This window comes from Epilithonimonas caeni DSM 17710 (assembly GCF_000426465.1).
Lineage (GTDB): Bacteria > Bacteroidota > Bacteroidia > Flavobacteriales > Weeksellaceae > Epilithonimonas > Epilithonimonas caeni.
The window spans coordinates 332,538-353,959 of record NZ_KE384527.1 but is presented as its reverse complement, the minus strand read 5'-3'; the positions used below and the strand labels follow the sequence as shown (position 1 = coordinate 353,959).

The 21,422-nt window shown below is 36.5% G+C and carries 24 protein-coding genes; 11 read left to right on the top strand and 13 right to left on the bottom strand.

Annotated elements, in window-relative coordinates:
• Positions 1–103: 103 nt before the first annotated feature.
• Positions 104–568: a hypothetical protein gene (locus K319_RS0116675; protein WP_027384636.1), complete on the top strand. Its 465-nt coding sequence runs from the start codon at positions 104–106 to the stop codon at positions 566–568.
• Positions 569–637: 69 nt separating this feature from the next.
• Here K319_RS0116675 and infC read toward each other — a convergent pair whose 3' ends face one another.
• The 3 genes from infC to K319_RS0116660 form a co-directional block, all read right to left on the bottom strand.
• Positions 638–1,168, bottom strand: coding sequence for a translation initiation factor IF-3 (gene infC, locus K319_RS20665; protein ID WP_051230767.1), 531 nt, complete (start codon positions 1,166–1,168; stop codon positions 638–640).
• 75 nt (positions 1,169–1,243) lie between these two features.
• Complete coding sequence (thrS, locus tag K319_RS0116665) at positions 1,244–3,184, bottom strand: threonine--tRNA ligase (protein WP_027384635.1); 1,941 nt, start codon at positions 3,182–3,184, stop codon at positions 1,244–1,246.
• 56 nt (positions 3,185–3,240) lie between these two features.
• On the bottom strand, positions 3,241–4,776 hold the full coding sequence (locus K319_RS0116660) for a hypothetical protein (RefSeq protein WP_027384634.1): 1,536 nt from the start codon (positions 4,774–4,776) through the stop codon (positions 3,241–3,243).
• 148 nt (positions 4,777–4,924) lie between these two features.
• Here K319_RS0116660 and K319_RS20660 point away from each other — a divergent pair, with 148 nt between their 5' ends.
• The 4 genes from K319_RS20660 (at position 4,925) to leuB (ending at position 9,250) form a co-directional block, all read left to right on the top strand.
• Positions 4,925–6,088, top strand: coding sequence for a 2-isopropylmalate synthase (locus tag K319_RS20660; protein WP_084403466.1), 1,164 nt, complete (start codon positions 4,925–4,927; stop codon positions 6,086–6,088).
• An 8-nt stretch (positions 6,089–6,096) separates the two neighbouring features.
• Positions 6,097–7,470, top strand: a complete 1,374-nt coding sequence (leuC, locus tag K319_RS0116650; protein ID WP_027384633.1) for a 3-isopropylmalate dehydratase large subunit — start codon at positions 6,097–6,099, stop codon at positions 7,468–7,470.
• A gap of 69 nt (positions 7,471–7,539) precedes the next feature.
• Positions 7,540–8,139: a 3-isopropylmalate dehydratase small subunit gene (gene leuD / locus K319_RS0116645; RefSeq protein ID WP_027384632.1), complete on the top strand. Its 600-nt coding sequence runs from the start codon at positions 7,540–7,542 to the stop codon at positions 8,137–8,139.
• Positions 8,129–9,250: a 3-isopropylmalate dehydrogenase gene (leuB, locus tag K319_RS0116640; protein WP_027384631.1), complete on the top strand. Its 1,122-nt coding sequence runs from the start codon at positions 8,129–8,131 to the stop codon at positions 9,248–9,250. The genes leuD and leuB overlap by 11 nt, the downstream gene beginning before the upstream one ends.
• 67 nt (positions 9,251–9,317) lie before the next feature.
• Here leuB and K319_RS0116635 read toward each other — a convergent pair whose 3' ends face one another.
• The 6 genes from K319_RS0116635 to K319_RS0116610 all read right to left on the bottom strand — a co-directional run bounded on the left by K319_RS0116635 (position 9,318) and on the right by K319_RS0116610 (position 12,918).
• Positions 9,318–9,815 carry a hypothetical protein gene (locus tag K319_RS0116635; protein ID WP_027384630.1) on the bottom strand — a complete coding sequence of 166 codons (498 nt, stop codon included), beginning with the start codon at positions 9,813–9,815 and terminating at the stop codon, positions 9,318–9,320.
• Positions 9,816–10,162: 347 nt separating this feature from the next.
• Positions 10,163–10,666, bottom strand: coding sequence for a hypothetical protein (locus tag K319_RS0116630; protein ID WP_156907123.1), 504 nt, complete (start codon positions 10,664–10,666; stop codon positions 10,163–10,165).
• A 223-nt stretch (positions 10,667–10,889) separates the two neighbouring features.
• Entirely contained in the window at positions 10,890–11,069 is a 180-nt protein-coding gene (locus K319_RS0116625; RefSeq protein WP_034672007.1) for a hypothetical protein, read from the bottom strand.
• A 12-nt stretch (positions 11,070–11,081) separates the two neighbouring features.
• Positions 11,082–11,693 (bottom strand): DUF4230 domain-containing protein, encoded by a 612-nt coding sequence (locus K319_RS0116620; RefSeq protein WP_027384627.1) that lies wholly within the window; start codon positions 11,691–11,693, stop codon positions 11,082–11,084.
• 115 nt (positions 11,694–11,808) lie between these two features.
• A complete protein-coding gene (locus K319_RS0116615; RefSeq protein WP_027384626.1) occupies positions 11,809–12,354 on the bottom strand; it encodes a TlpA family protein disulfide reductase in 546 nt (181 codons plus the stop codon).
• Positions 12,355–12,450: 96 nt separating this feature from the next.
• Entirely contained in the window at positions 12,451–12,918 is a 468-nt protein-coding gene (locus K319_RS0116610) for a pyrophosphohydrolase domain-containing protein (RefSeq protein WP_027384625.1), read from the bottom strand.
• Between the two features lie 90 nt (positions 12,919–13,008).
• Between K319_RS0116610 and K319_RS0116605 the strand changes: the two genes are divergently transcribed.
• Positions 13,009–13,467 carry a DUF305 domain-containing protein gene (locus K319_RS0116605; protein ID WP_034672005.1) on the top strand — a complete coding sequence of 153 codons (459 nt, stop codon included), beginning with the start codon at positions 13,009–13,011 and terminating at the stop codon, positions 13,465–13,467.
• Positions 13,468–13,524: 57 nt separating this feature from the next.
• Here the strand turns inward: K319_RS0116605 and K319_RS0116600 are convergent, their stop codons facing one another.
• Complete coding sequence (locus tag K319_RS0116600) at positions 13,525–14,664, bottom strand: acyl-CoA dehydrogenase family protein (RefSeq protein ID WP_027384623.1); 1,140 nt, start codon at positions 14,662–14,664, stop codon at positions 13,525–13,527.
• A gap of 56 nt (positions 14,665–14,720) precedes the next feature.
• On the opposite strand from K319_RS0116600, the gene K319_RS0116595 reads away from it, so the two are divergent.
• The 5 genes from K319_RS0116595 to K319_RS0116575 all read left to right on the top strand — a co-directional run bounded on the left by K319_RS0116595 (position 14,721) and on the right by K319_RS0116575 (position 17,356).
• Positions 14,721–15,299: a ribonuclease domain-containing protein gene (locus K319_RS0116595; protein ID WP_394330695.1), complete on the top strand. Its 579-nt coding sequence runs from the start codon at positions 14,721–14,723 to the stop codon at positions 15,297–15,299.
• Between the two features lie 10 nt (positions 15,300–15,309).
• Entirely contained in the window at positions 15,310–15,921 is a 612-nt protein-coding gene (locus tag K319_RS0116590) for a zinc-dependent metalloprotease family protein (protein WP_027384621.1), read from the top strand.
• Between the two features lie 90 nt (positions 15,922–16,011).
• The gene (locus K319_RS0116585) at positions 16,012–16,299 is read left to right on the top strand and encodes a barstar family protein (protein ID WP_027384620.1); all 288 of its coding nucleotides are present in this window, start codon (positions 16,012–16,014) and stop codon (positions 16,297–16,299) included.
• Entirely contained in the window at positions 16,289–16,741 is a 453-nt protein-coding gene (locus K319_RS0116580; RefSeq protein ID WP_027384619.1) for a GNAT family N-acetyltransferase, read from the top strand. The genes K319_RS0116585 and K319_RS0116580 overlap by 11 nt, the downstream gene beginning before the upstream one ends.
• Before the next feature lie 111 nt (positions 16,742–16,852).
• Positions 16,853–17,356 carry a DinB family protein gene (locus K319_RS0116575; RefSeq protein ID WP_027384618.1) on the top strand — a complete coding sequence of 168 codons (504 nt, stop codon included), beginning with the start codon at positions 16,853–16,855 and terminating at the stop codon, positions 17,354–17,356.
• A 63-nt stretch (positions 17,357–17,419) separates the two neighbouring features.
• Here K319_RS0116575 and K319_RS21585 read toward each other — a convergent pair whose 3' ends face one another.
• From K319_RS21585 to gldG, 3 genes are all read right to left on the bottom strand, one after another.
• Complete coding sequence (locus K319_RS21585; RefSeq protein WP_156907122.1) at positions 17,420–17,560, bottom strand: hypothetical protein; 141 nt, start codon at positions 17,558–17,560, stop codon at positions 17,420–17,422.
• Between the two features lie 204 nt (positions 17,561–17,764).
• The gene (gene lnt / locus K319_RS0116565) at positions 17,765–19,414 is read right to left on the bottom strand and encodes an apolipoprotein N-acyltransferase (RefSeq protein ID WP_027384617.1); all 1,650 of its coding nucleotides are present in this window, start codon (positions 19,412–19,414) and stop codon (positions 17,765–17,767) included.
• Between the two features lie 179 nt (positions 19,415–19,593).
• Positions 19,594–21,252: a gliding motility-associated ABC transporter substrate-binding protein GldG gene (gldG, locus tag K319_RS0116560; RefSeq protein ID WP_027384616.1), complete on the bottom strand. Its 1,659-nt coding sequence runs from the start codon at positions 21,250–21,252 to the stop codon at positions 19,594–19,596.
• Positions 21,253–21,422 lie beyond the last annotated feature (170 nt).

Below are 21,422 nucleotides of genomic sequence, written 5' to 3'. Positions count from 1 at the left end.
TTTCCGTAAGGATATATGAAATTTGAATCTTAATTTTGGGAGACAAACTTTTTAATAAAATCTTAGTATTTACAGAATCATCATATCTAATAACATCACTATTATGAAAAAAAATGGCTGTTTAAAAATATTTATAATTCTTTTTTCAATAATTATAATTTGGTATTTATATAAACGACATCAAGTTTCTAAACACAATGAAAGAGTAAGAATTGAAGATGCTGAATTAATGAAAGATGCACCTGATATTAATGAAAAATTAAAAACTGAAAAATTTGAAGTACTTGAATTGGATTTAAATCCACAAATAATGCTTCGTAATATAAACGTATTATTAAAAGTTAAAGTTAATAACAAAGAAGAAGCTAAGAAAATTTTTGATGAAATTAGAGGTTTCTATACAGGATTCAAATGTAATATTAATTTGTACGATAATAGAGATGCTTTGTACAAAGGATTTGAATATCCATTGGAGGGAGAAAATAAAAAATTTGTAGCTAAACATTTAATTGCTTCATCTTTTTTCGATTCATCTGAAACTGTTATGATGTTTCCATATAAAGATTAGATACCAGCTATACAAAAAAACCTCAAAAATTAATTCGAGGTTTTATATTATAAATAGATATTTGTAGTCTTATTTAGCAGCCTTTTTAGGACTCATCATCATGATCATTCTTTTTCCTTCAAGTTTAGGAAGCTGGTCTACTTTTCCAACATGTTCCAGATCTTGAGCCAGTTTCAAAAGAAGGATCTCTCCCTGGTCTTTGAAAATGATAGAACGTCCTTTGAAGAAAACATAAGTTTTCAGCTTAGAACCTTCTTCCAAGAATTTTTCAGCGTGCTTTTTCTTGAATTCGTAATCGTGATCATCGGTTTGAGGTCCGAATCTGATCTCTTTTACAACAACTTTTACTTGCTTCGCTTTTAGTTCTTTGGTCTTCTTCTTTTGCTCGTACAAGAATTTTTTATAATCCAGGATACGGGAAATGTAAGGCTCTGCTTTATCAGAAATAACCACAAGGTCCAACTCTTGTTCTCTTGCGATCTCTAAAGCTTTTGATAATGGATAAACTCCTGGTTCAACGTTATCTCCCACAAGACGTACTTCTCTTGCACGGATCTTATCGTTGATTTGATGAAGGTCTTCCTGAACTGGACGTCTCATCGGACCTCTGCTGTTGTTTCTTTTTAGTGCTATGGTTTTAAAATTTTAAAATTAATATTCTTTAATAAGGTTTTGTTAGTTTGAGCCCAGTTCAAATGCCGGTTTTGCCTGCTCTTTGAAATAGGTGATGAATGCTTCGATCGTCATTTCGCCCAAATCGCCTTCGCCTCTTCTTCTTACAGAAATCGTACCGTTGTTTTCTTCGTTCTCACCTACAATAAGCATAAATGGTAACTTTTTCAACTCGGCATCACGGATTTTTTTACCCGTTTTCTCATTCCTGTCGTCAATCAATCCGCAAATATCGTGAATTTCCAATGATTCTGAAACTTTTTTTGCATAATCTGCATACTTTTCACTGATCGGCAAAATCGTAAACTGTTCCGGACTCAACCAAAGTGGGAAATCTCCCGCTGTATTTTCAATCAGAATCGCAATGAATCTCTCCATAGAACCAAATGGTGCTCGGTGGATCATCACTGGTCTGTGCTTCTCATTATCATTACCATTATACCAAAGGTCAAATCTTTCCGGTAAGTTGTAATCTACTTGAATTGTTCCCAACTGCCAGCTTCTTCCCAAAGCATCTTTCACCATAAAGTCAAGCTTAGGACCATAGAAAGCTGCTTCGCCATATTCAGTGACAGTTTTAAGGCCTTTAGCTTTAGCTGCAGTTACGATGGCGTTTTCCGCTTTCTCCCAATTTTCATCGGAACCGATATATTTTTCCCTGTTTTCCGGGTCTCTCAATGAGATTTGAGCCGTAAAGTCAGCAAATCCAAGTGAACCGAAAACGTACAAAACTAAGTCAATTACCTTTTCAAATTCCTGTAACAATTGGTCAGGCGTACAGAAAAGGTGTGCATCATCCTGAGTAAATCCACGAACTCTTGTTAAACCGTGTAATTCTCCGGACTGCTCATATCTGTATACGGTTCCAAACTCTGCATAACGTTTTGGAAGATCTTTATAAGACCATTGTTGAGCCTTATAGATTTCACAGTGGTGAGGGCAGTTCATTGGCTTCAACAAAAATTCTTCACCTTCGTTAGGTGTTTTGATTGGTTGGAAGCTGTCTGCTCCGTATTTGTCCCAGTGTCCGGAAGTTACATATAATTCTTTTGCTCCGATATGCGGAGAAATTACGAATTCATAACCTTGTTTTTTCTGAGCTACAGAAAGGAAATTCTCTAATTTTTTCCTAAGTGCTGCACCTTTTGGTAACCAAAGTGGAAGACCTTGTCCAACTTTTTCAGAAAAAGCAAAAATTCCTAGTTCTTTTCCTAGTTTTCTGTGGTCTCTTCTTTTAGCTTCTTCAAGTCTTTCAAGATATTCAGTTAATTCTTTTTGTTTAGGGAAAGAGATGCCGTAAACTCTTGTCAGCTGAGGATTTTTCTCATCGCCTCTCCAGTAAGCTCCGGCTGCGTTAAGGATTTTCACAGCTTTCACAATTCCTGTTGAAGGGATGTGACCACCTCTACAAAGGTCTGTGAAGTTATCGTGGGTTACGAAAGTGATTTCGCCATCAGGCAGATTCTCAATCAGTTCAGTTTTGAAAGGGTTATCTGCATATTCTTTTAATGCGTCAGCTTTAGAAACTTCACGAAGGTTGAAAGTGGAGTTTTTCTTAGCGTTTTCCAAAATTTTCTTTTCCAGTTTCTCGAAGTCATTTTCCGACAAAGGCTTTCCTCCGAAATCCACATCATAGTAGAACCCGTTCGCGATTGCAGGCCCGATTGTCAGTTTTGCATCAGGATAAAATTCCATAATTGCCTGTGCCAATAAGTGAGCTGACGAATGCCAGAATGCTTTTTTACCCATATCGTCATTCCACGTCAAAAGTTGCACTGTAGAATCCTCCGTTATCGTGGTTTCTACTTCTGTCTGTTTTCCGTTCACGATTGCAGAAATGGTATTTCTTGCCAAACCGTCACTTATACTTTGCGCAACTTGTAGTGGAGTAACTGCTCCTTCATATTCTCTGATGCTGCCATCAGGAAGTGTAATTTTTAGCATTATGACTGAAATTTTTAAGATGCAAAAATAGTGATTTTTTTAAAGAAAATTGATATTTATTTGGTCTTAACTTTCTCTTTTATGATCTCAATAACATCTACATTTCTGACTTTTGATTTTATCCATCCGTGGATGTCGATGTACATCAGCGTTCTTTTGTCGTATCGGTTTTTTTCGGATTCTTCCAGTTGCTTTTCGAATTCTTTGAAAGCGGACATCTGTTCTGCCGAATTTTTATCACTGATTTGTTTGAAAAAATTCACAATGTTGAAATGTAAATCTGATGGGTTTTTCATCTTTTTAGCAAACTTCAACGTATTTTTCACGAAGTCGTCATAATCTTCATCAAAACTGGCTTCAAATTTTGCCATAAGAATCAAAATTCTTGTATGGAAAAGCAAATCCTCCTGAATGTTGCCTTTGGAATTAATGATTCTCAAACCGTATTTTATCGTATTCTGATAATTTTTACTTCCGAAATACATCGAAGCAATTTTCAGATAAAGTATCAACAAATGATGTTCATCCACTTTATCACGGAATTTTTCCATCTTAAGTTCCAGCTCAGGAATCAGTTTTGTGCCTTTGAAAAAATCTCCTTTGATGAAATAGAGATTCATCAAAGTGTTATAATAATTAAGAAAAATCAAAGATTGAGAATTCTCGTTATGAACAAAAATCTCAGATTTCACAACATTATTGAACTTCTCAAAACTCTTCTCAATTCCTTTGATACTTCCATAGATAAACAAAAGCTTGAACAGGTAAGTATTACCTTTGATATACCAGACCGGATGACTTTTTATCATTTCCGGATTCTGGTGAAACAATTCTACCCATTGATAAGCATATTTCAGGGTGTATTTATAATCCTGCAGAAGCTGGTTTTTCCAGACGTGGGCTTTGTAATACCAGAGTTTTTCTGTGAAATTCAGTTTTTGGAGGTCTATTTTTGCTAATTTTTTATCAAAAAAGTCGATGATTTTTTCCCGGTCTTCATCGTTTTTGATGTAGCCGTGCGTCAACATTTCGCTATATAATTTCAGGGACAAATTAGAAAGTTTGGTCGCATACCTGTTCTGCTGGCTTATTTCGCTGGATTGGCGGATAAGTTCATCAGCCCGCCCATCAATACTTCGGGTAATGAATTGAGATTCAATGACCTTTTCAAGTTCTATGATTTCGGATGCAATCGTTTTTTCATCCAGCTCCATAGCCGATTGTTTGGCTTTGTCCAGGATTTTCAGAGCTTGTTTGTGTAATCCTTTTTGGTAAAGAATATTGGCGAAATCAAGCTGTTCCCGAAGTTGCATCCTGTTATTCTGATGACTTGGATTGAGTCTCAGGCTTACCAAGATCTGTTTGTAAAGATGCGCTTTCAGATTGGAAAGCTGTTGTTTCGATGATATTTTTTTTTCAAGAATGATCTCCTCGTTGTATTCTTTCATTTTATCCAATTCAGAAAAAAGCAGAAGAAATTTTGCATCGACATTGATTCCGAGACGATTGACATATAGCTTAAATTGTCTCTTTTCCGAGGTCGAAAGTGACTTTATGAGGACAAATAAAAAATCTTTCTGTAATTCTGACATTGTAAAAATTGAATATTTAAATAATTGATAATTAAGTTTTTATAAATTATTTTGAGCAAATCGGATATTGTATTTTTTGAATTGAATCTATTATAAACAAATGTTCAAATTTTATTTTTGAATATCAAAATTAGATAAAAACTCTATTATGAATCCTGAAAAAATTGAAATTTTTGATACGACGCTGAGAGATGGTGAACAAGTTCCGGGATGTAAACTGAATACGGAACAAAAATTAGTTATCGCAGAGAAACTCGATTTTTTGGGTGTTGATATTATTGAAGCCGGTTTTCCGATTTCCAGCCCTGGGGATTTTAAGTCAGTTCAGGAGATTTCAAAAATTGTAAAAAATGCCAAAGTCTGCGGACTTACCAGAGCTAATAAGAAAGATATAGAAGTTGCTGCGGAAGCTCTGAAGTATGCAAAAAGACCGAGAATCCATACAGGAATCGGTACTTCGGATTCTCATATTAAATTCAAATTCAATTCCACAAGGGAAGATATTATAAAACGCGCTGTTGAGGCGGTGAAATATGCGAAGAACTTTGTAGATGATGTCGAGTTTTATGCAGAAGATGCAGGAAGGACCGATAATGATTTCCTTGCAAAAGTTTGCGAAGAAGTCATTAAAGCGGGAGCGACGGTTCTTAACATTCCTGATACGACAGGTTATTGCCTGCCGGAAGAATATGGAAGAAAGATTAAATACCTGAAAGATAACGTAAAAGATATCGACAAAGCAATTTTGTCCTGCCATTGCCACAACGATTTGGGGATGGCGACTGCCAATTCGATTTCTGGGATTATCAACGGCGCCAGACAAATCGAATGCACCATCAACGGGCTTGGGGAACGCGCCGGAAACACGGCTTTGGAAGAGGTTGTGATGATTATCAAACAACATCCAAATCTTAATTTCTTCACCGATGTCAATTCTAAGATGCTCAATGAAATGAGTTATTTGGTTTCTGACCTGATGGGAATGCCGGTTCAGCCAAACAAGGCCATTGTTGGTGCTAATGCATTTGCGCATAGTTCAGGGATTCATCAGGACGGTGTCATCAAAAACAGGGAAACTTACGAAATCATCGACCCAAGAGAAGTTGGAATCAACGAGTCATCAATTGTTTTGACTGCCCGAAGCGGACGCTCTGCTCTGGCTTATCGTTTCAAAAATATTGGTTTTGATGTGACAAAAGTCGAATTGGATTTTCTGTATCAGGAGTTTTTGAAAATTGCCGATACCAAAAAAGAAGTTAATAATGATGATTTAAGCTATATGATGAAATCATTTAATCAAAAAATCGGATAGAAAATAAAATGAGCCAAAACAAAACATTATTTGATAAAGTTTGGGATGCACACGTTGTAGAAACCGTTCCGGATGGACCTCAGGTGATTTATATCGATAAACATCTGATTCACGAAGTGACCAGTCCGCAGGCTTTTGCAGAACTGGAAGCGAGAGGTCTGGAAGTTTTTCGGCCAAACCAGATTGTGGCAACAGCAGACCACAATGTTCCGACACTTGGACAGGAATTGCCAATCAGAGATGAGTTATCAAGAACGCAGGTTCAACAACTGACCGAAAATTGTAAAAAGAACAACATCGAATTGTATGGACTTGGGCATCAGTATCAAGGAATTGTTCACATCATCGCACCAGAGTTGGGAATTACGCAACCAGGAATGAGTATTGTTTGCGGCGATAGCCATACTTCCACACACGGCGCATTCGGAGCAATTGCCTTCGGAATTGGAACAAGCCAGGTGGCGCAGGTTTTTGCGAGTCAATGTCTGTTAATGAACAAACCGAAATCGATGCGGGTTTCGGTGAATGGAAAATTGAATAAAGATGTTCAGGCAAAAGATGTGATTCTTTATATTATTTCAAAAATCGGAACGGATGCCGGAACAGGATATTTCTGTGAATACGCAGGAAATGTTTTTGAAGAAATGTCTATGGAAGGAAGAATGACGGTTTGTAATATGAGCATCGAAATGGGAGCGAGAGGCGGAATGATCGCACCGGACGAAACGACTTTCGATTATATCAAAGACAGAACATTTGCACCAAAAGGTGAGGAGTGGACAGAAAAAGTTGAATATTGGAAAACTTTAAAATCGGATTCTGAAGCAATTTTTGATAAAGAATTTGAATTCGCTGCGGAAGATATCAAACCGATGATTACCTACGGAACCAATCCTGGAATGGGAATTTCCATTGATTCCAAAATTCCGGCCGCTCAAAATGAATCTGAGGAAAAGGCATTAAAATATATGGGGCTGAATGCCGGACAATCGACATCGGATATCAAAGTAAATTATGTTTTTATCGGAAGCTGTACCAATGCGAGAATTGAAGATTTCCGTTCCGCTGCAGCTTATATGAAAGGAAAACAAAAGGCTGAAAATATTGTGGCCTGGCTGGTTCCGGGTTCACAGCAAGTGGCCAGGCAAATCTATGACGAAGGATTGGACAAAGTATTTAATGATGCTGGTTTTCAAATCCGTCAGCCAGGATGTTCAGCGTGTCTGGCAATGAATGAAGACAAAATCCCGGAAGGCGAATATTGTGTTTCTACTTCCAACAGAAACTTCGAAGGTCGTCAAGGTCAAGGTGCGAGAACACTTTTGGCAAGTCCTTTAACTGCTGCGAAAGTTGCTGTGGAAGGAAGAATCCCGGCTTTTTAAAATTTGAATTAATTATACACTGGAATTTAAAAACATTGAATTTTAAATTTTGAACACTGAATTATAAGTATGCAAAAATTAGTTTTAATCAATTCTCAGGCTGTTCCATTGCCGAGTGAAAATATAGATACAGACCAGATAATTCCTGCTCGTTTCCTGAAAAGTATCAGCAAAGAAGGATTTGGGGAAAACCTTTTCAGAGACTGGCGATATAATGTTCATACTAATGAACCCAATGCTGATTTTGTTCTGAATAATTCCAAATATTCTGGCGAAATTCTCGTTGCCGGAAATAACTTTGGATGCGGAAGCAGCCGGGAACACGCAGCCTGGGCGTTGACAGACTACGGATTCAAGGTTGTAGTGTCAAGTTATTTTGCGGATATTTTTAAAGGAAATGCACTTAACAACGGACTTCTTCCGGTGAAGGTTTCTGAGGGATATCTTAAAGATCTGATAGAAACCATTACTGGAAATCCATCCACTGAAATTACTGTAGATGTTGAGAAACAGACGATTTCTTTCAATGAAAAAACAGAAAGTTTCGAGTTGGATTCCTACAAAAAAATATGCCTGATGAATGGCTACGATGATATCGATTTTTTAACAAGTAAAAAAGACGCCATAAAAGCATTTGAACAAAAAGCACAGAAAGTATATGAGCAATAATTATAAAATAGCCGTTTTACCGGGGGATGGAATCGGCCCGGAAGTTACCAATGAAAGCGTAAAGATACTGAAGGTAATAGGAGAGGTTTTTCAATATAATTTCGAATTTAATTACGGTGTGATGGGAGCAGAGGCGATATATCAGACCGGAAATCCTTTGCCGGATGAGACTTTGGAATTATGTAAAAATTCTGATGCCGTTTTGTTCGGGGCCATTGGCGACCCAGCATTTGATAATAATCCCGATGCAAAAGTTCGTCCCGAGCAAGGTTTGCTCAAACTTAGAAAAGAACTGGGATTATTTGCCAACATCAGACCAATCAAAACCTACGCTTCTTTGATCAAAAAAAGCCCTTTGAAAAAAGAAATCATTGATGGAACGGATATTCAGATTTATCGTGAGCTGATTAGCGGAATTTACTTCGGGGAAAAATTTACTGATGAAAATGGAGAATATGCCTACGATCTTTGCAAATATTCTAAAGAAGAGATAAGCGGGATTACACATTTGGCGTTTCAGGATGCTCAGAAAAGAAAGAAAAAACTGACATTGATTGACAAAGCCAACGTTCTTGATACATCCAGACTTTGGAGAAAGATTGTGAAAGAAATCGCTTTGGAATATCCGGACGTTACCTTAGACTTTATGTTTGTGGATAATGCGGCGATGCAGATGATTCTTGATCCAAAACAGTTTGATGTAATCTTGACAGAGAATATGTTCGGTGATATTATCTCGGATGAAGCTAGCGTTATTGGCGGTTCAATCGGATTATTACCGTCAGCTTCTATTGGTAAGGATAATGGACTTTTCGAACCAATACATGGTTCTTATCCTCAGGCTAAGGGAAAAGGAATTGCAAATCCGGTCGCATCGATTCTGAGTGCTGCGATGTTATTAGATTATTTAAATTTAAATCAAGCAGCAGAAAAACTTCGTCAAAGTGTGGAACACGCTATCGAAAGCAAATTTGTAACAGTAGATCTGAACGCTGAGCAGAATTACGCAACATCAGAAGTGGGAGATTTCATTGCGGATTATATTCATTTCTCAGAAAAATCTTACTACAATTACGAAAATATCCAATTGGGAAAATCCACAATTGTATAAAATATTGATATGAAGCCAAAAAAGAGCCGAAGAAATTCGGCTCTTTTTATAAGATTAAATTTTAAAACTAATCTTTATTTCCCATAGAATCCATCTCATCTATCATTCCTTCTTGGATGGTGGTTGTCGCTTTTCTATTATCCGTAAAATACAGATCATTTTTAGCTTTTGCAATAATCCTTGCCCTTGTTGATTCTGGAATTGGATATTCTTTATGTCGGTCCGGATATCTATTGGCCAAATAATCTCTTGTTTTTTCTTCCACATCTATCGCTCCATTTTCGTCTAAGATGGCTTTTGCGGCATTGGCATCCTCTTCAGTTTCTGCATAAACTGTAATCGTATTGCTGTCGATGCTTGCATATTCGTAGCGGTCCTTTTCAACAACATCATTGTCAAACAACCAATCAAAAAAATTAGCTTTTCTGTCTGTATCAATATTTTCAAGCGCTTCAACTTCGGACTTTGAAATCGTATATTCATAAAGACCGGCGTTTTCCAGTTTTGTGATCACATCTCTGCTTTCTGTTTCGTTTGGGAAAATCCCGATAATAGTGTAAGACATAATAATATTTTTTGGTATTAAACATATTTGTCTTTTTCTAAACAAAAATGATGTCACAGTCAGGATATCAATAAATTTTAACTTTATTTTAATATTTGGGCGCCTTTATCCGTCCTCCGTTCCCGCTTTTTTCTTTTTTTACAAAAAAGAAAAAGAGCTCCACTCAGGCCGGGGCGCGCTTCGCAGAATAGACATTTTCCCAACAAAAAAACCTTTCAGTTGTTTAAGAAAGGTTTTCGTTTGAGTTTGTAAAGATTTGAAAACGCACGAATTGTGCAGCCCGGCCTGAACGGACTCTTCTAGAGCCTCAGAGTGACAAAGTGGGAGATAAAGCTACCCCAATCATTTTACTTGAATTTTGTAAATACTAACCCATCGATTTCATCAGAAGTTCTTTTTTCGTGATGATGATGGGGTTTTCTGTTGTTTGTAAAGAATAGATTGTTTTTTGCTTTTGCAACGATTTTGGCATTAATACTTTCAGAATTAGAATAGGTTTGAAGTTTCTCAGAATGATTCTCAAACATATATTCTCTAGTTTTTTCTTCAACATTCACTGCGCCATTGTTGTCCAGGATATCTTTCACGATGTGTGCATCCTGTTCTGTTTTCAGATGTACGGTGATTGTGTTGTGGTCGATACTTGCGTATTCGAAACGGGCAATATCGAGATGATTATCATCAAATAACCAATTCCAAAACCCATTTTTCTTCTCAATGGCTGCATTTTGCGAGATCTCCTCATCCGAATGAGAAAGAATGTAGTCATTGTAACCTGCGTTTTCCAATTTTAAAAGGACTTTATCAGCTTCCATCTGATTCGGGAAAAGCCCTACTACAATATAAGACATAGCTGTAATGTTTTTAAGTGAAACGGAATTTAAAGAACACAGCGAAACCAAATTCATTAACGTTTGATTTTCAGTATTAAATATACATTAATTTATTAAACAAACCTAAATTTGATTAATTTTTTCTTGCTTTAGAATTAAACGATTGTTTATTTTTAGAATGGATTTTAATAAAAAATCCTTTCAAATCTTGAAAGGATTGATGAATTTTTTAAGAAAGAAATTATTTTTCTGTATTGTCTGTTTTTCCGTCTTTGTTCACTTTCGAACCTTTGTCGATATCCTGTTTGTCAATGTCAGGTGGGTTTTTCTTGTCAGAGGCAGCAGGAATATTTTTAAAATCTTCGGTCTGCTTTTTATTTTCAGAACTGTTGCTGTTTTCGGTCTTTTTATCAGGATTCATAACGGTAATTTTTTATAGTTCGGTGGAAGGGAACGTATTCGTTTTATCTTCTATAGAATAATGCAAGGCTTTTGCCAAAACAAAAATTTCGTTAAGATTTTCTTTCAATTGTTTTTTACTCTGCTGTTTCAGATTTTCCTGATTCACACTTTTCGCCATATTTTTCTTTGCAGATTCCATAATGCCGTTGATGTCTTTCTGGCTGAATCTGTTGATCGCATAATCATCCATGAAATGAATCTTCACATCCGGGAAGATCTTGATTTCCGGCTGAGGCAATTCATTAATGATAACTTTTTTGTTAATGGTGTCCACATCGATTTTCATTCTTTTCAAATCATAAGAAACCTGAGTTTTTGCTGTCGTATAAAGTACCATCTCTCTTGGCAGAATATCAAATCCGGCAATGCTTGCTGCAGAACTTTTGTGCGTTTGAAAGCTGGAAAAATCCTGTTCCAAGACCACCATTTTGTTCATTTTCTGGATTTGATTCGTAATCAGATAATAATCCTGATTCACGAGAGCTGCTTCATCTTTTTTGTTGCAGCTTCTCCACGACAGGAAAACGAAAACCGTTAAGATGATCCCGAAAATGAACGAAAGTATGCCTGTGTATCTATTCATTGATTTAGAATTTGTCAGCAATGTTTAATTTATTAAAAAACACTTCGATAAGCTCAGTGTGACAACTCTAATACTAAAGGCTTTGTCAGTCTGAGGCTCTCGAAGACTATTTAAATTATTTAAACAAACCTGAATTATTATCTTTTTTCAGAATGTTAAGCAAATCCCTTTCCAAATATCCGGTTTCCGGCATTTCTGTGATTCTTCCAATTTCTTTTCCGTACTTTTTTACGATGATTGTCGGAACTCTGGTGATATTATAAAGTCCTTCTTCTCCGGATGGTGATTCCTTTTTTCTGTTGACGGCAATGATCTGCATTTTGGCGGTATTGTATTTCAAGGTTTCCAGGATCTTGATCAGTCTTGGAAATTCTCTGTGACTGTCCTCACACCAGCTTCCGACGAAAACAACCAGATTGTAGGAATTCAGTTTTTCCTTTTTCAGCTGAGAAAGACTTGTCTGGTCAACTTGATAACGGTTGTACTCTTCATCGAACCAAGTTTTGAAAGGCTCTTTGCGGAACTGGTCAAGCGTTTGTGTTCCAAGCAGTATTTTGCCGTCGTTTTTCGATTCCACTTCTCTGTTAACAATCACTCGTTCTGCACAGGAATTAAAGCTTGTCAATGTGATGATCCCTAATAATATTGAGATTTTTCTCATTATGTTTTTTGTTTTTTAAACACAAGGTTCACAAATTAAAAATTATTAAAGTTTAAAAATTGTATTCTTTATGAAAAATCTTTGTGTCTTTTGTGGTTAATTATTAATGATGTCTGCCAGGTCTGCAGCAGAATAATATTTGTTTTTAAGAACCTTGTTGTCAGCAACCCTGTGAACATTATATTTGTCTCCGGATTTTTCATAATAGGCATCGGTTCCTTTGGCTTTGTAGAATTCTACAGTTTCCTGAGCCTGAACTTCATTATCACAAGCTTTTGACATATTAGAACGCTGAACTTCATTGAACAATTCCACGAATTTTTCTCCCAGACCAAACTCCAGAACTGCGCCACTCAAAACATATTGCAAATCGCAAAGGGCGTCCGCCACTTCTACAAGATCATTGTCTTCAATTGCTTTTTTTAGTTCGTCTAATTCTTCTTGTAAAAGACTGACTCTCAAAGCTGCGCGTTCTTTTGAAGGGATTTGAGGCGTATCCAAAATTGGTGCATTGAAGGTTCTGTGAAATTCGGCTACCTGATTCAGGCTATCTAATTTTTCCATTATTTTCTAAAATTTTAACAAATATAAAAAACAGAATCTACAGAGAAGAATTTTATTGGTTCGGATATTGCAGAATTACAGAAAAAAGTTATGGAAAATATGGATTCCCACACCTATGGCAAGCTTGCAGTTACGTTGATAATTTCCTTTGTGATAATGTATTTGGTTATGTTTCTGAATATGGATAAAATAGAAGATTATCATACAAGTATTACAAGGGTTTATATGACTTTTCTAATGATTTCACCAATGGCAATTTTGATGGTCTTACGTATGAAAATGATGTATAAAAACAGAAAAATCAACGTTGCAATTATTATTTCTTCGGTTGCCGTTTTTGCATTTTCATTAATAGGATTGAGAACGCAGACACCTGTCGGAGATATTCAATATATGAAAGCAATGATTCCGCATCATTCATCTGCAATTATGACCAGTAAAAACGCAAATATCAAAGATGCTGAAGTCAGAAAGTTGGCAGATAGTATCATCAAGTCTCAGGAAAAAGAAATCGATCAAATGAACAAAATTCTGAAAAGACTGGAATAAATAAAAAGCCTTCCAAAATCATTTGGAAGGCTTTTCAATCATAACAGATTCTTTTTATTATAAAGTGATATCTCTTCCAATCACCAATCTTTGGATTTCAGAAGTTCCTTCGCCAATCGTACAAAGCTTAGAATCTCTGTAAAATTTCTCAACAGGAAAATCTTTCGTATAACCATAACCACCGAATATTTGAACCGCATTATTGGAAATTCTAACACAGGCTTCGGAAGCGTATAATTTTGCCATTGCGCCTTCACGTGTCATTTTTTGCTTGGCGTTTTTAAGGTCGGAAGCTCTTCTGATCAATAATTCTGAAGCATCAATTTCTGTTGCCATATCAGCCAGCATAAAATTAACAGCCTGGAAACTTGAAATCGCTTTTCCGAACTGATGTCTTTCCTGTGCATATTTAAGAGCAGCTTTATAAGCACCTCTCGCAATTCCTAAGCTCAATGCTGCAATAGAAATACGGCCACCATCCAGGACTTTCATCGCTTGTTTGAAACCGCTCCCCACTTCTCCTAATCTGTGAGAATCCGGAACCCGAACGTTATCGAAAATCAATTCAGCGGTTTCAGAAGCACGCATTCCTAATTTATTTTCTTTTTTTCCGGAAGTGAAACCTGCCATTCCTTTTTCCAAAACAAAAGCGGTGGAATTATTTTTTGCTCCTTTTTCTCCCGTTCTTGTCATTATAACAGCAATATCTCCGGAAATAGCGTGTGTGATAAAGTTTTTTGCACCGTTGATGATCCAGTCGTCACCGTCTTTTACAGCGGTTGTGGACATGCCGCCGGAGTCAGAACCTGTATTATGTTCGGTCAATCCCCAGGCACCGATGACTTTTCCGGATGCTAATTGTGGCAACCATTTTCTTCTCTGTTCCTCATTCCCAAATTCATAAATATGATTGGTACAAAGTGAATTGTGCGCAGCAACAGATAATCCAATGGATGGGTCAACTTGAGAAATCTCGTCGAGAATCGTTACATATTCCTGATAACCAAGCCCGGAACCGCCATATTCTTCCGGAATCACAATTCCCATAAAACCCAATTCTCCCAATTGGTGGAATAATTCCACAGGGAAAGTCTGGCTCTCATCCCAATCCATAATATTTGGGCGTATATTTTTTTCGGCAAAATCTTTGGCCGTTTCGGCTATCATTTTTAGGTTGTCCATAGTGACGGTTTCCATATTTTTATCTTTGTGCCCAAATATAGAAAAATTAGGTTAAGCACAATTTTTTTTTAATGTTTGTTTTTTCTTACGTAAGAATCGAGGTTTTCATTATTTTAGCAAAGAAATTAATGTTAATGAATCCAAAACTGAAAACCCTGTTTTTCTTTCTCATCGGAGCATTTGCCGGAATCTCGGTAATGTATCTGATTTCGAATTATAAAATCGAGAAAAGGAATCAAATTTCGTCGGAAGCCGGAAGTCAGAAGTCGGATGTTGTACGATCCGAAACTCAATTTGATGCCGAACAACCTTCTGCCGGAAGTTTAATACAAGAATTGACTAATGAAACTAAAGTTATTTCTTACGTCAAATCGAATCATAAATTGCCCAATTTTTATATTACTAAATCTGAAGCAAAAAGGCAAGGCTGGAGTCCTTCCAAAGGAAATCTTTGTGACATTTTGCCGCGAAAAGCAATTGGAGGCGATAAGTTCAGTAATCGTGAAAAACAATTACCGAAAGGCGAACAGTATTACGAAGCTGACGTCAACTACAATTGTGGAAACCGAAATGCGGACCGAATTGTCTTTACTAAAAATGGCGATGTTTGGCTCACGAAAAATCATTACAAAACTTTTGAGAAACGATAACTGATTCGAAATGAAAATCTTCTTAGTAAACTTTCTTTTTGCAATTCTTTTTTTAGTTTCGTGTAATGAGAATCAGAAAGCTGAAATTACAAAATCAACTGAGAAAATTATAATTCAGCTTCAGCCTTTTAAAGATATGAAGATGGATGAAGTTGGTAATATTGCAAACCAAATTGAGAAAATTTATTCGGATGTTGCAGTTTTGCAGGCAATTGATTTTCCGAAAAATTCATATTATCAGCCAAGAAATAGATACAGAGCAGACTCGATAATAAAGTTTTTGAGTTCTCAAACAAAAGATAATTTTATCAAAGTTGGACTAACGACAAAAGATATAAGTGCAACGAAAGGAAATGTAAGAGATTTTGGAATAATGGGTTTAGGATATCGTCCGGGAAAAGCTTGTGTTGCATCATCTTTTCGATTAAATCCCTCAAAAAGAAAAGAGCAGTTTTATAAAATAATCATTCACGAGATTGGACATACTCAAGGTTTAAAACATTGTCCAGAGCAAACTTGTTTTATGAGAGATGCGGAAGGTGGAAATCCAACTGATGAAGAAATCGATTTTTGTGACAATTGTAAAGGCTTTTTAAAGAATAAACACTGGAAATTTAATTAAAATGAAAGGCTTCGAGAGCCTCAGCCTGACAGCGTTGTCATCCTGAGGCTCTTGAAGGACATATAAATGAATAATCAATAACAATTAAAAATGCAAGAAATATATATCGATTTCGTCAACATCGGCGATTACGAAGATTTTTATGAACAACTGAAATCAAAATTAGAATTGCCGGAATATTTCGGAGATAATCTTGATGCGCTTTCTGATGTTATTTCCGGAGAATTAGAAATGCCGATTCATATTGAATTTGTAAATATGAGCGTGGACCAATTGGAGCTTTTCGAAGACCTTTTGACCACTTTGGAAGATTTGGAAGATGAGGTAGAAGGTTTTACATTTAGTTACTATCTTGAACAGTACGAAGATGAGGAGTAATATCAGAAAAGCGACTTCGGAAGATTTGATGCAATTGTCACAATTGTTTGATGAATACAGGATGTTCTATCATAAAACATCAGATTTGTCTGGCGCACAGCAATTTTTATCTGAAAGATTAGAAAAAAAGGATTCAGAGATTTTCGTAGCTGAAGATGAAGGAAAATTGGTGGGATTTGTTCAATTGTATCCATTGTTTTCATCAACAAGAATGAAACGTTATTGGCTGCTGAATGACCTCTATGTTAATTCCAATTCCCGAGGAAAAGGTTTTTCCAAAGTTTTGATAGAACAAGCGAAAGAGCTTTGCAGAACATCCAACGCTTGCGGAATGTACCTTGAAACAGGCAAAGAAAATCTGATTGGAAATCAATTGTATCCAAGTGCAGGTTTCAAAAAATACGACGAAGTGAATTTCTATGAGTGGGAAGTTGATAATTAATTATGAAGGATTATTGATTCTATTAATATTGAAAGGCTTCGAGAACCTCAGCCTGACAATCGCACAAAAACTTTGTCATCCTGAGGTTCTCGAAGGATAAATAAACAAATTATGACAGAATTCGAAAAATATATACAGCGTTACCTGGATTCGGTTCCTTCAGAAAACTGGCTTGAAGAAATGAAAATAGCTTCAGATGCCACTTTGGAAATATATGAATCGCTTTCCGAAGAACAAGGGAATTATGCCTACGCAGAAGGAAAATGGAGTTTGAAAACACTTTTGCAACACCTTATAGATACGGAAAAAGTCTTTGCTTATCGTGCACTCAGATTTTCCAGAAAAGACCAGTCTTTGGTTTCGGGATTTGATGAAGAAGCTTGGGCAGATAATTCTTATGCAGGCAACAGAACTTTGAAAAGCCTGATTAAAGAGTTCAAATTAACCAGAAAATTAACTATCAAATTCTTTAAGAACCTTCCGGAAGAAGCATATCAACTTTCCGGAAAAGTAAATGGAAATGATATCAAAGTGGAAACCATCGGGAAATTAACCGTTGGTCACAACATTCATCATTTGAATATTATTAAGGAAAGGTATTTGCCGAATTTATAACAAAATTAATAATGAGGTGATTTGGGTTATCTCATTATTTTTATAAACAATTTTTGCAGTATCTTAATCTTCGGTTTCAATGCTTCCTTCAAATATTTTCCAAATTTTTAAATATGCTTTTACTTTTTTCTTCTTTAATATTCCTATTCCAAATATAATTAAAGTGCCTATAACTGCTATTGTTAATAATATTGTATAATCCATTTGATATATTTAACTCAATATGTCTAATAAAAAAAGCCCCCCGCTGTGCGAGAGACTTTGTTTTCGAAACGAAGGTAAAGGTTTTTGGTAATACAAAACAATAGAGTGTTGATGATGGTCTTTTTTTCCTATTTTATACCTATTTTATTTCTTTTAAATTATATCAATTTTTAATCAATCTAAATTTATTTAATGGATAAGTGATTATTTCTTCTTCGTCAAATACTTCCTCCCCGGAATAAAAAGCAACAAAGCACCAATCACAAAAAGACAAATTCTGGAAAGGAAATCGCCGCTCTTGGTGTAGAATGTTTCTTTGTCAATCAAATTAACTTTTGCAGTCAATGCGCCTTTTGCACCGTAAGGTAATTCATCCACAATATCGCCTCGGGAATTGATGTGCGCACTGGTTCCGCTGTTCGCCGCTCTTGCAATTTCGCGTCTGGTTTCGATTGCACGAAGCTTTGCATAAACCAGTAATTGCTTATGTCCCTGCGAATATCCCCACCAGGAATCGTTCGTTACAATTGTTAGAAGATTTGCTCCTTTTTTTACATAACCGGTCACGAATTCTCCATAAATACTTTCATAGCAGATGATTGGCGCAATTACAGATTTGTTATAAGGATTGGCAAAGACTTTTCTTTCTTCAGAAATCCCGAGAGAACGTGTTGTTCCCCCCAAATCCAACATTACATCTCCTAAAATCGGTTTGAAGAAATTGATATAAGGAAAAATCTCAACGCCAGGTACGAGCATTGCTTTGTGATATATTTCCAGTTGCTGATTAGGGATGATTTGGATTGCAGAATTATATTCGTCCACCCAAATGCCCTGCCTTTCCAGAAAACTGGCTGTTGATGGTTTTTCTTCATTTTCTTGATAAACATAATAACTGGAAATCCCGCCAGAGAAAACAGATTTCGGATGTTGGGAAAGAAACGTTTTGATGTTATTGATGAGCAGACTATTGTTGAACCCTTTTTCGCTAATAGAACCTGGTCCAGGAAGCGAAGTTTCCGGTGAAAGATATAGATCGATTTTTGATTTTCTATCGCTTTGTAAAACTGAATTTTCTGTAGCCAATTTCAACAGATCACCTTCAATTGTCAAACTGTCTTTTTGATATTTTTCGGTGTAAGGGTCAAGTGCCGGTTGAAGCATCGTTACATTGATAGAGCCAACCGTTTCTGGCGAATAATTATAATATTTAATCAAAGAAATTACCATTGGTAAAATAATGAAACCAGCTGTCATCAAAACATTGTTAATCAATGATTTTCTTTTTCTTCCGGCTTCCCAGATTCTTATCGTATAAAATACCAGTACATTACAAGTCAAAATCCAGAAACTTCCGCCTGTTGCACCCAAAGTATCATACCACTGAACAAACTGATGATATTCTGCAAAGACATTTCCGAGATTGAGCCAAGGCCAGGTGAATTCCCAAACGAGATGAAGCTTTTCAAAACACATCCAAATCGCTACAAAAAACACCAATCCAAAATAAGTCCCCTGACTTTTCTTATAAAAATGATAAGCCAGGAAAACCAATGCCATAAAAAATGAATTGGTCAAAACAGGAAACAGAACGGCCAAAAGAGACTTGCTTCCGTCAGGTAATTGTGAATTGTAAAGCCAACCCGTGGTTACTGCATTCCAAATCAGAAATGTGAGGTATGAAAAACAGAAAACTGCTAATTTTTTCTTTTTAATATCGCTAAATTTTGCAATGTTGTGTTCCATCATCAGAAGCGGAACCCAAGCAAAAAATATAAAAAACGGAATCCCGTAAGTCGGCCAGCAAATGGCTAGCAAAACTCCTGAAATTAAAGCGAGTAAAAGGTTTTTCATAATATTTATTTTTTGAACACTAAGTCCGCAAAGATTTTTTTTCAATAATTATGTTACAAGTCTCACAAAGGCGTAAAACTTAATAAAGCGTTTTCTTTTCCAAGCGAAGCGGCTTTGTGAAACTTAAGAAAGTCATTATTCATATAACTTTTGTGAACTTTGTGTTCAAAAAGATTTAATTACGAGAACATCTTCTTTCTCAGGAAATAGAATCCTGCGCTCAAAACTCCTAAAATTCCCAAAGGTAAAAGAAGATTGAGCCATTGCCAGTCAGATTTTTCAGCATCAATTCTTTGTCGGTCAAGCAATCGCACTTCTATTGTTCTGTCTCTAAGTTCCATGATATTGCTGTCGTCTAACAGATAATCCAGAGCATTTCTCAAAAATTGTGCATTGCCGTAATGTTCTTTGGTCAGCAAATCTTCACCGAGAGGAAGAGGTTGTCCTTTCCAGATCTGATTTCTGGCAATATCACCATCTGCGATCACGAGCATTTTATTTTCCGGACTTTGAGCTTTGAAATCAGGGTAAGAATTCTTCTCGCTTCTTGTCGCATAAGCAGATTTGAATTTCCCTTCCAAAGCCACCGCAAAAATCTTCGGTGGAGTAGGGCGTTCCATCTCGCCGATGCTGTCTGTTCTTACGATTTCAGAAAGCGCGACATAATTCGGAACAGTTTTGCTAGTGGTTCTTTCGCTGGATTCGAAAAGAACTTTGGTTTTGATATTTGGCCTTCCCAGCGTATCAATCGAAGTTGGAAATTCGAATTTTACAGGATTGATGTTTTTTGTAATCGGATTTTTGGTTTCAGCGATTCCTAAAGGGAAATAAGGCCAGAGAAAACTGCTATACTGTGGATTACCGGCAACTTCTCCAGAAACTATTCTTACCAGTGCCGATTTTTTCATATCCTTTACCAGCGCCGGGTTGACTCTCAGACCATAATTGAACATAAAATCTGTCAGGTTGAGGTCAATCGGGTAAGCCATAATTTTCTTGGCTTGGAAAAGTGTGTCCATTTCAGCATTGACTGCATCAATCATCCAAAGTGTTTTTCCGCCATTCATAATGTATTGGTCGAGAATCACTTTTTCATTATCAGTAAAAGCTTTTCTTGGTTTTGCAATAACCAGAGCGTCCATTTGTTTTAGTTTCGGGACATCAGCCAAAGACAATTCGGTTTTGTTTTCCGGAATGATGGGTCCGATGTTATAATTCTCCATTGCCAGATCCAAAAATCCACGGAATTCGTCTGGACGCAATTCGTCTTGATTAACCAAGAAACCAATATTCTTCGCCGTTTCTTCCGTCATTCCTTTGATAGTGGAAGCGAAGTTATATTCAAGGTTTTCAATCGATTTGCTGAGTTGTGTTGCAGCATCAATGCCGGATTGTTGGACAATCAATGGAACAGAAGTTCCGTAACCATTATATTTGATGGCGACGTAAGGAAACATAACGATTTCCGATATTTTTCCGTCTTTCATATCCGGAAGTATCGAAGGCTGCATTCCCATTCCTTTCAATGTATCCTGCGGGATTTTCTCAGCAATCGGGTCACGGAATTTATAATCGATTTTCGGATTGATTTTTCGGAACTCGTCCAGCATAAATTTGGTTTCATTCGAGAGCTGTTTGAAAGAAGCAGGAAAATCGCCTTCCAGGTAAACCTCAATCGTCATCGGTTTCTTCACATTTTCCAAAACCTTGATGGTGGAATCCGAAAGTGTATAGCGTTTTTCAGCCGTCAAATCAAAACGTTTATAAATAATGCCGCTCATCCCTATGATCAGGAGAACAGCTATGATAATTAAAGTGATTTTATTTTTTTTATTCATTTTTCTATTAGAATGAATTTTTATAATTTAAATTTTTAGGGCAGCTATTTCCGCTTGTAGTTTATCCTGAGCTTTTCGAAGGGCTCCCAATTTGTCACTCTGAGGCTCTCGAAGAGTCCTGCTCAAGTTGGGCTGCAAAGATTCGACGTTTCAATTGAAAGTCTTTTATC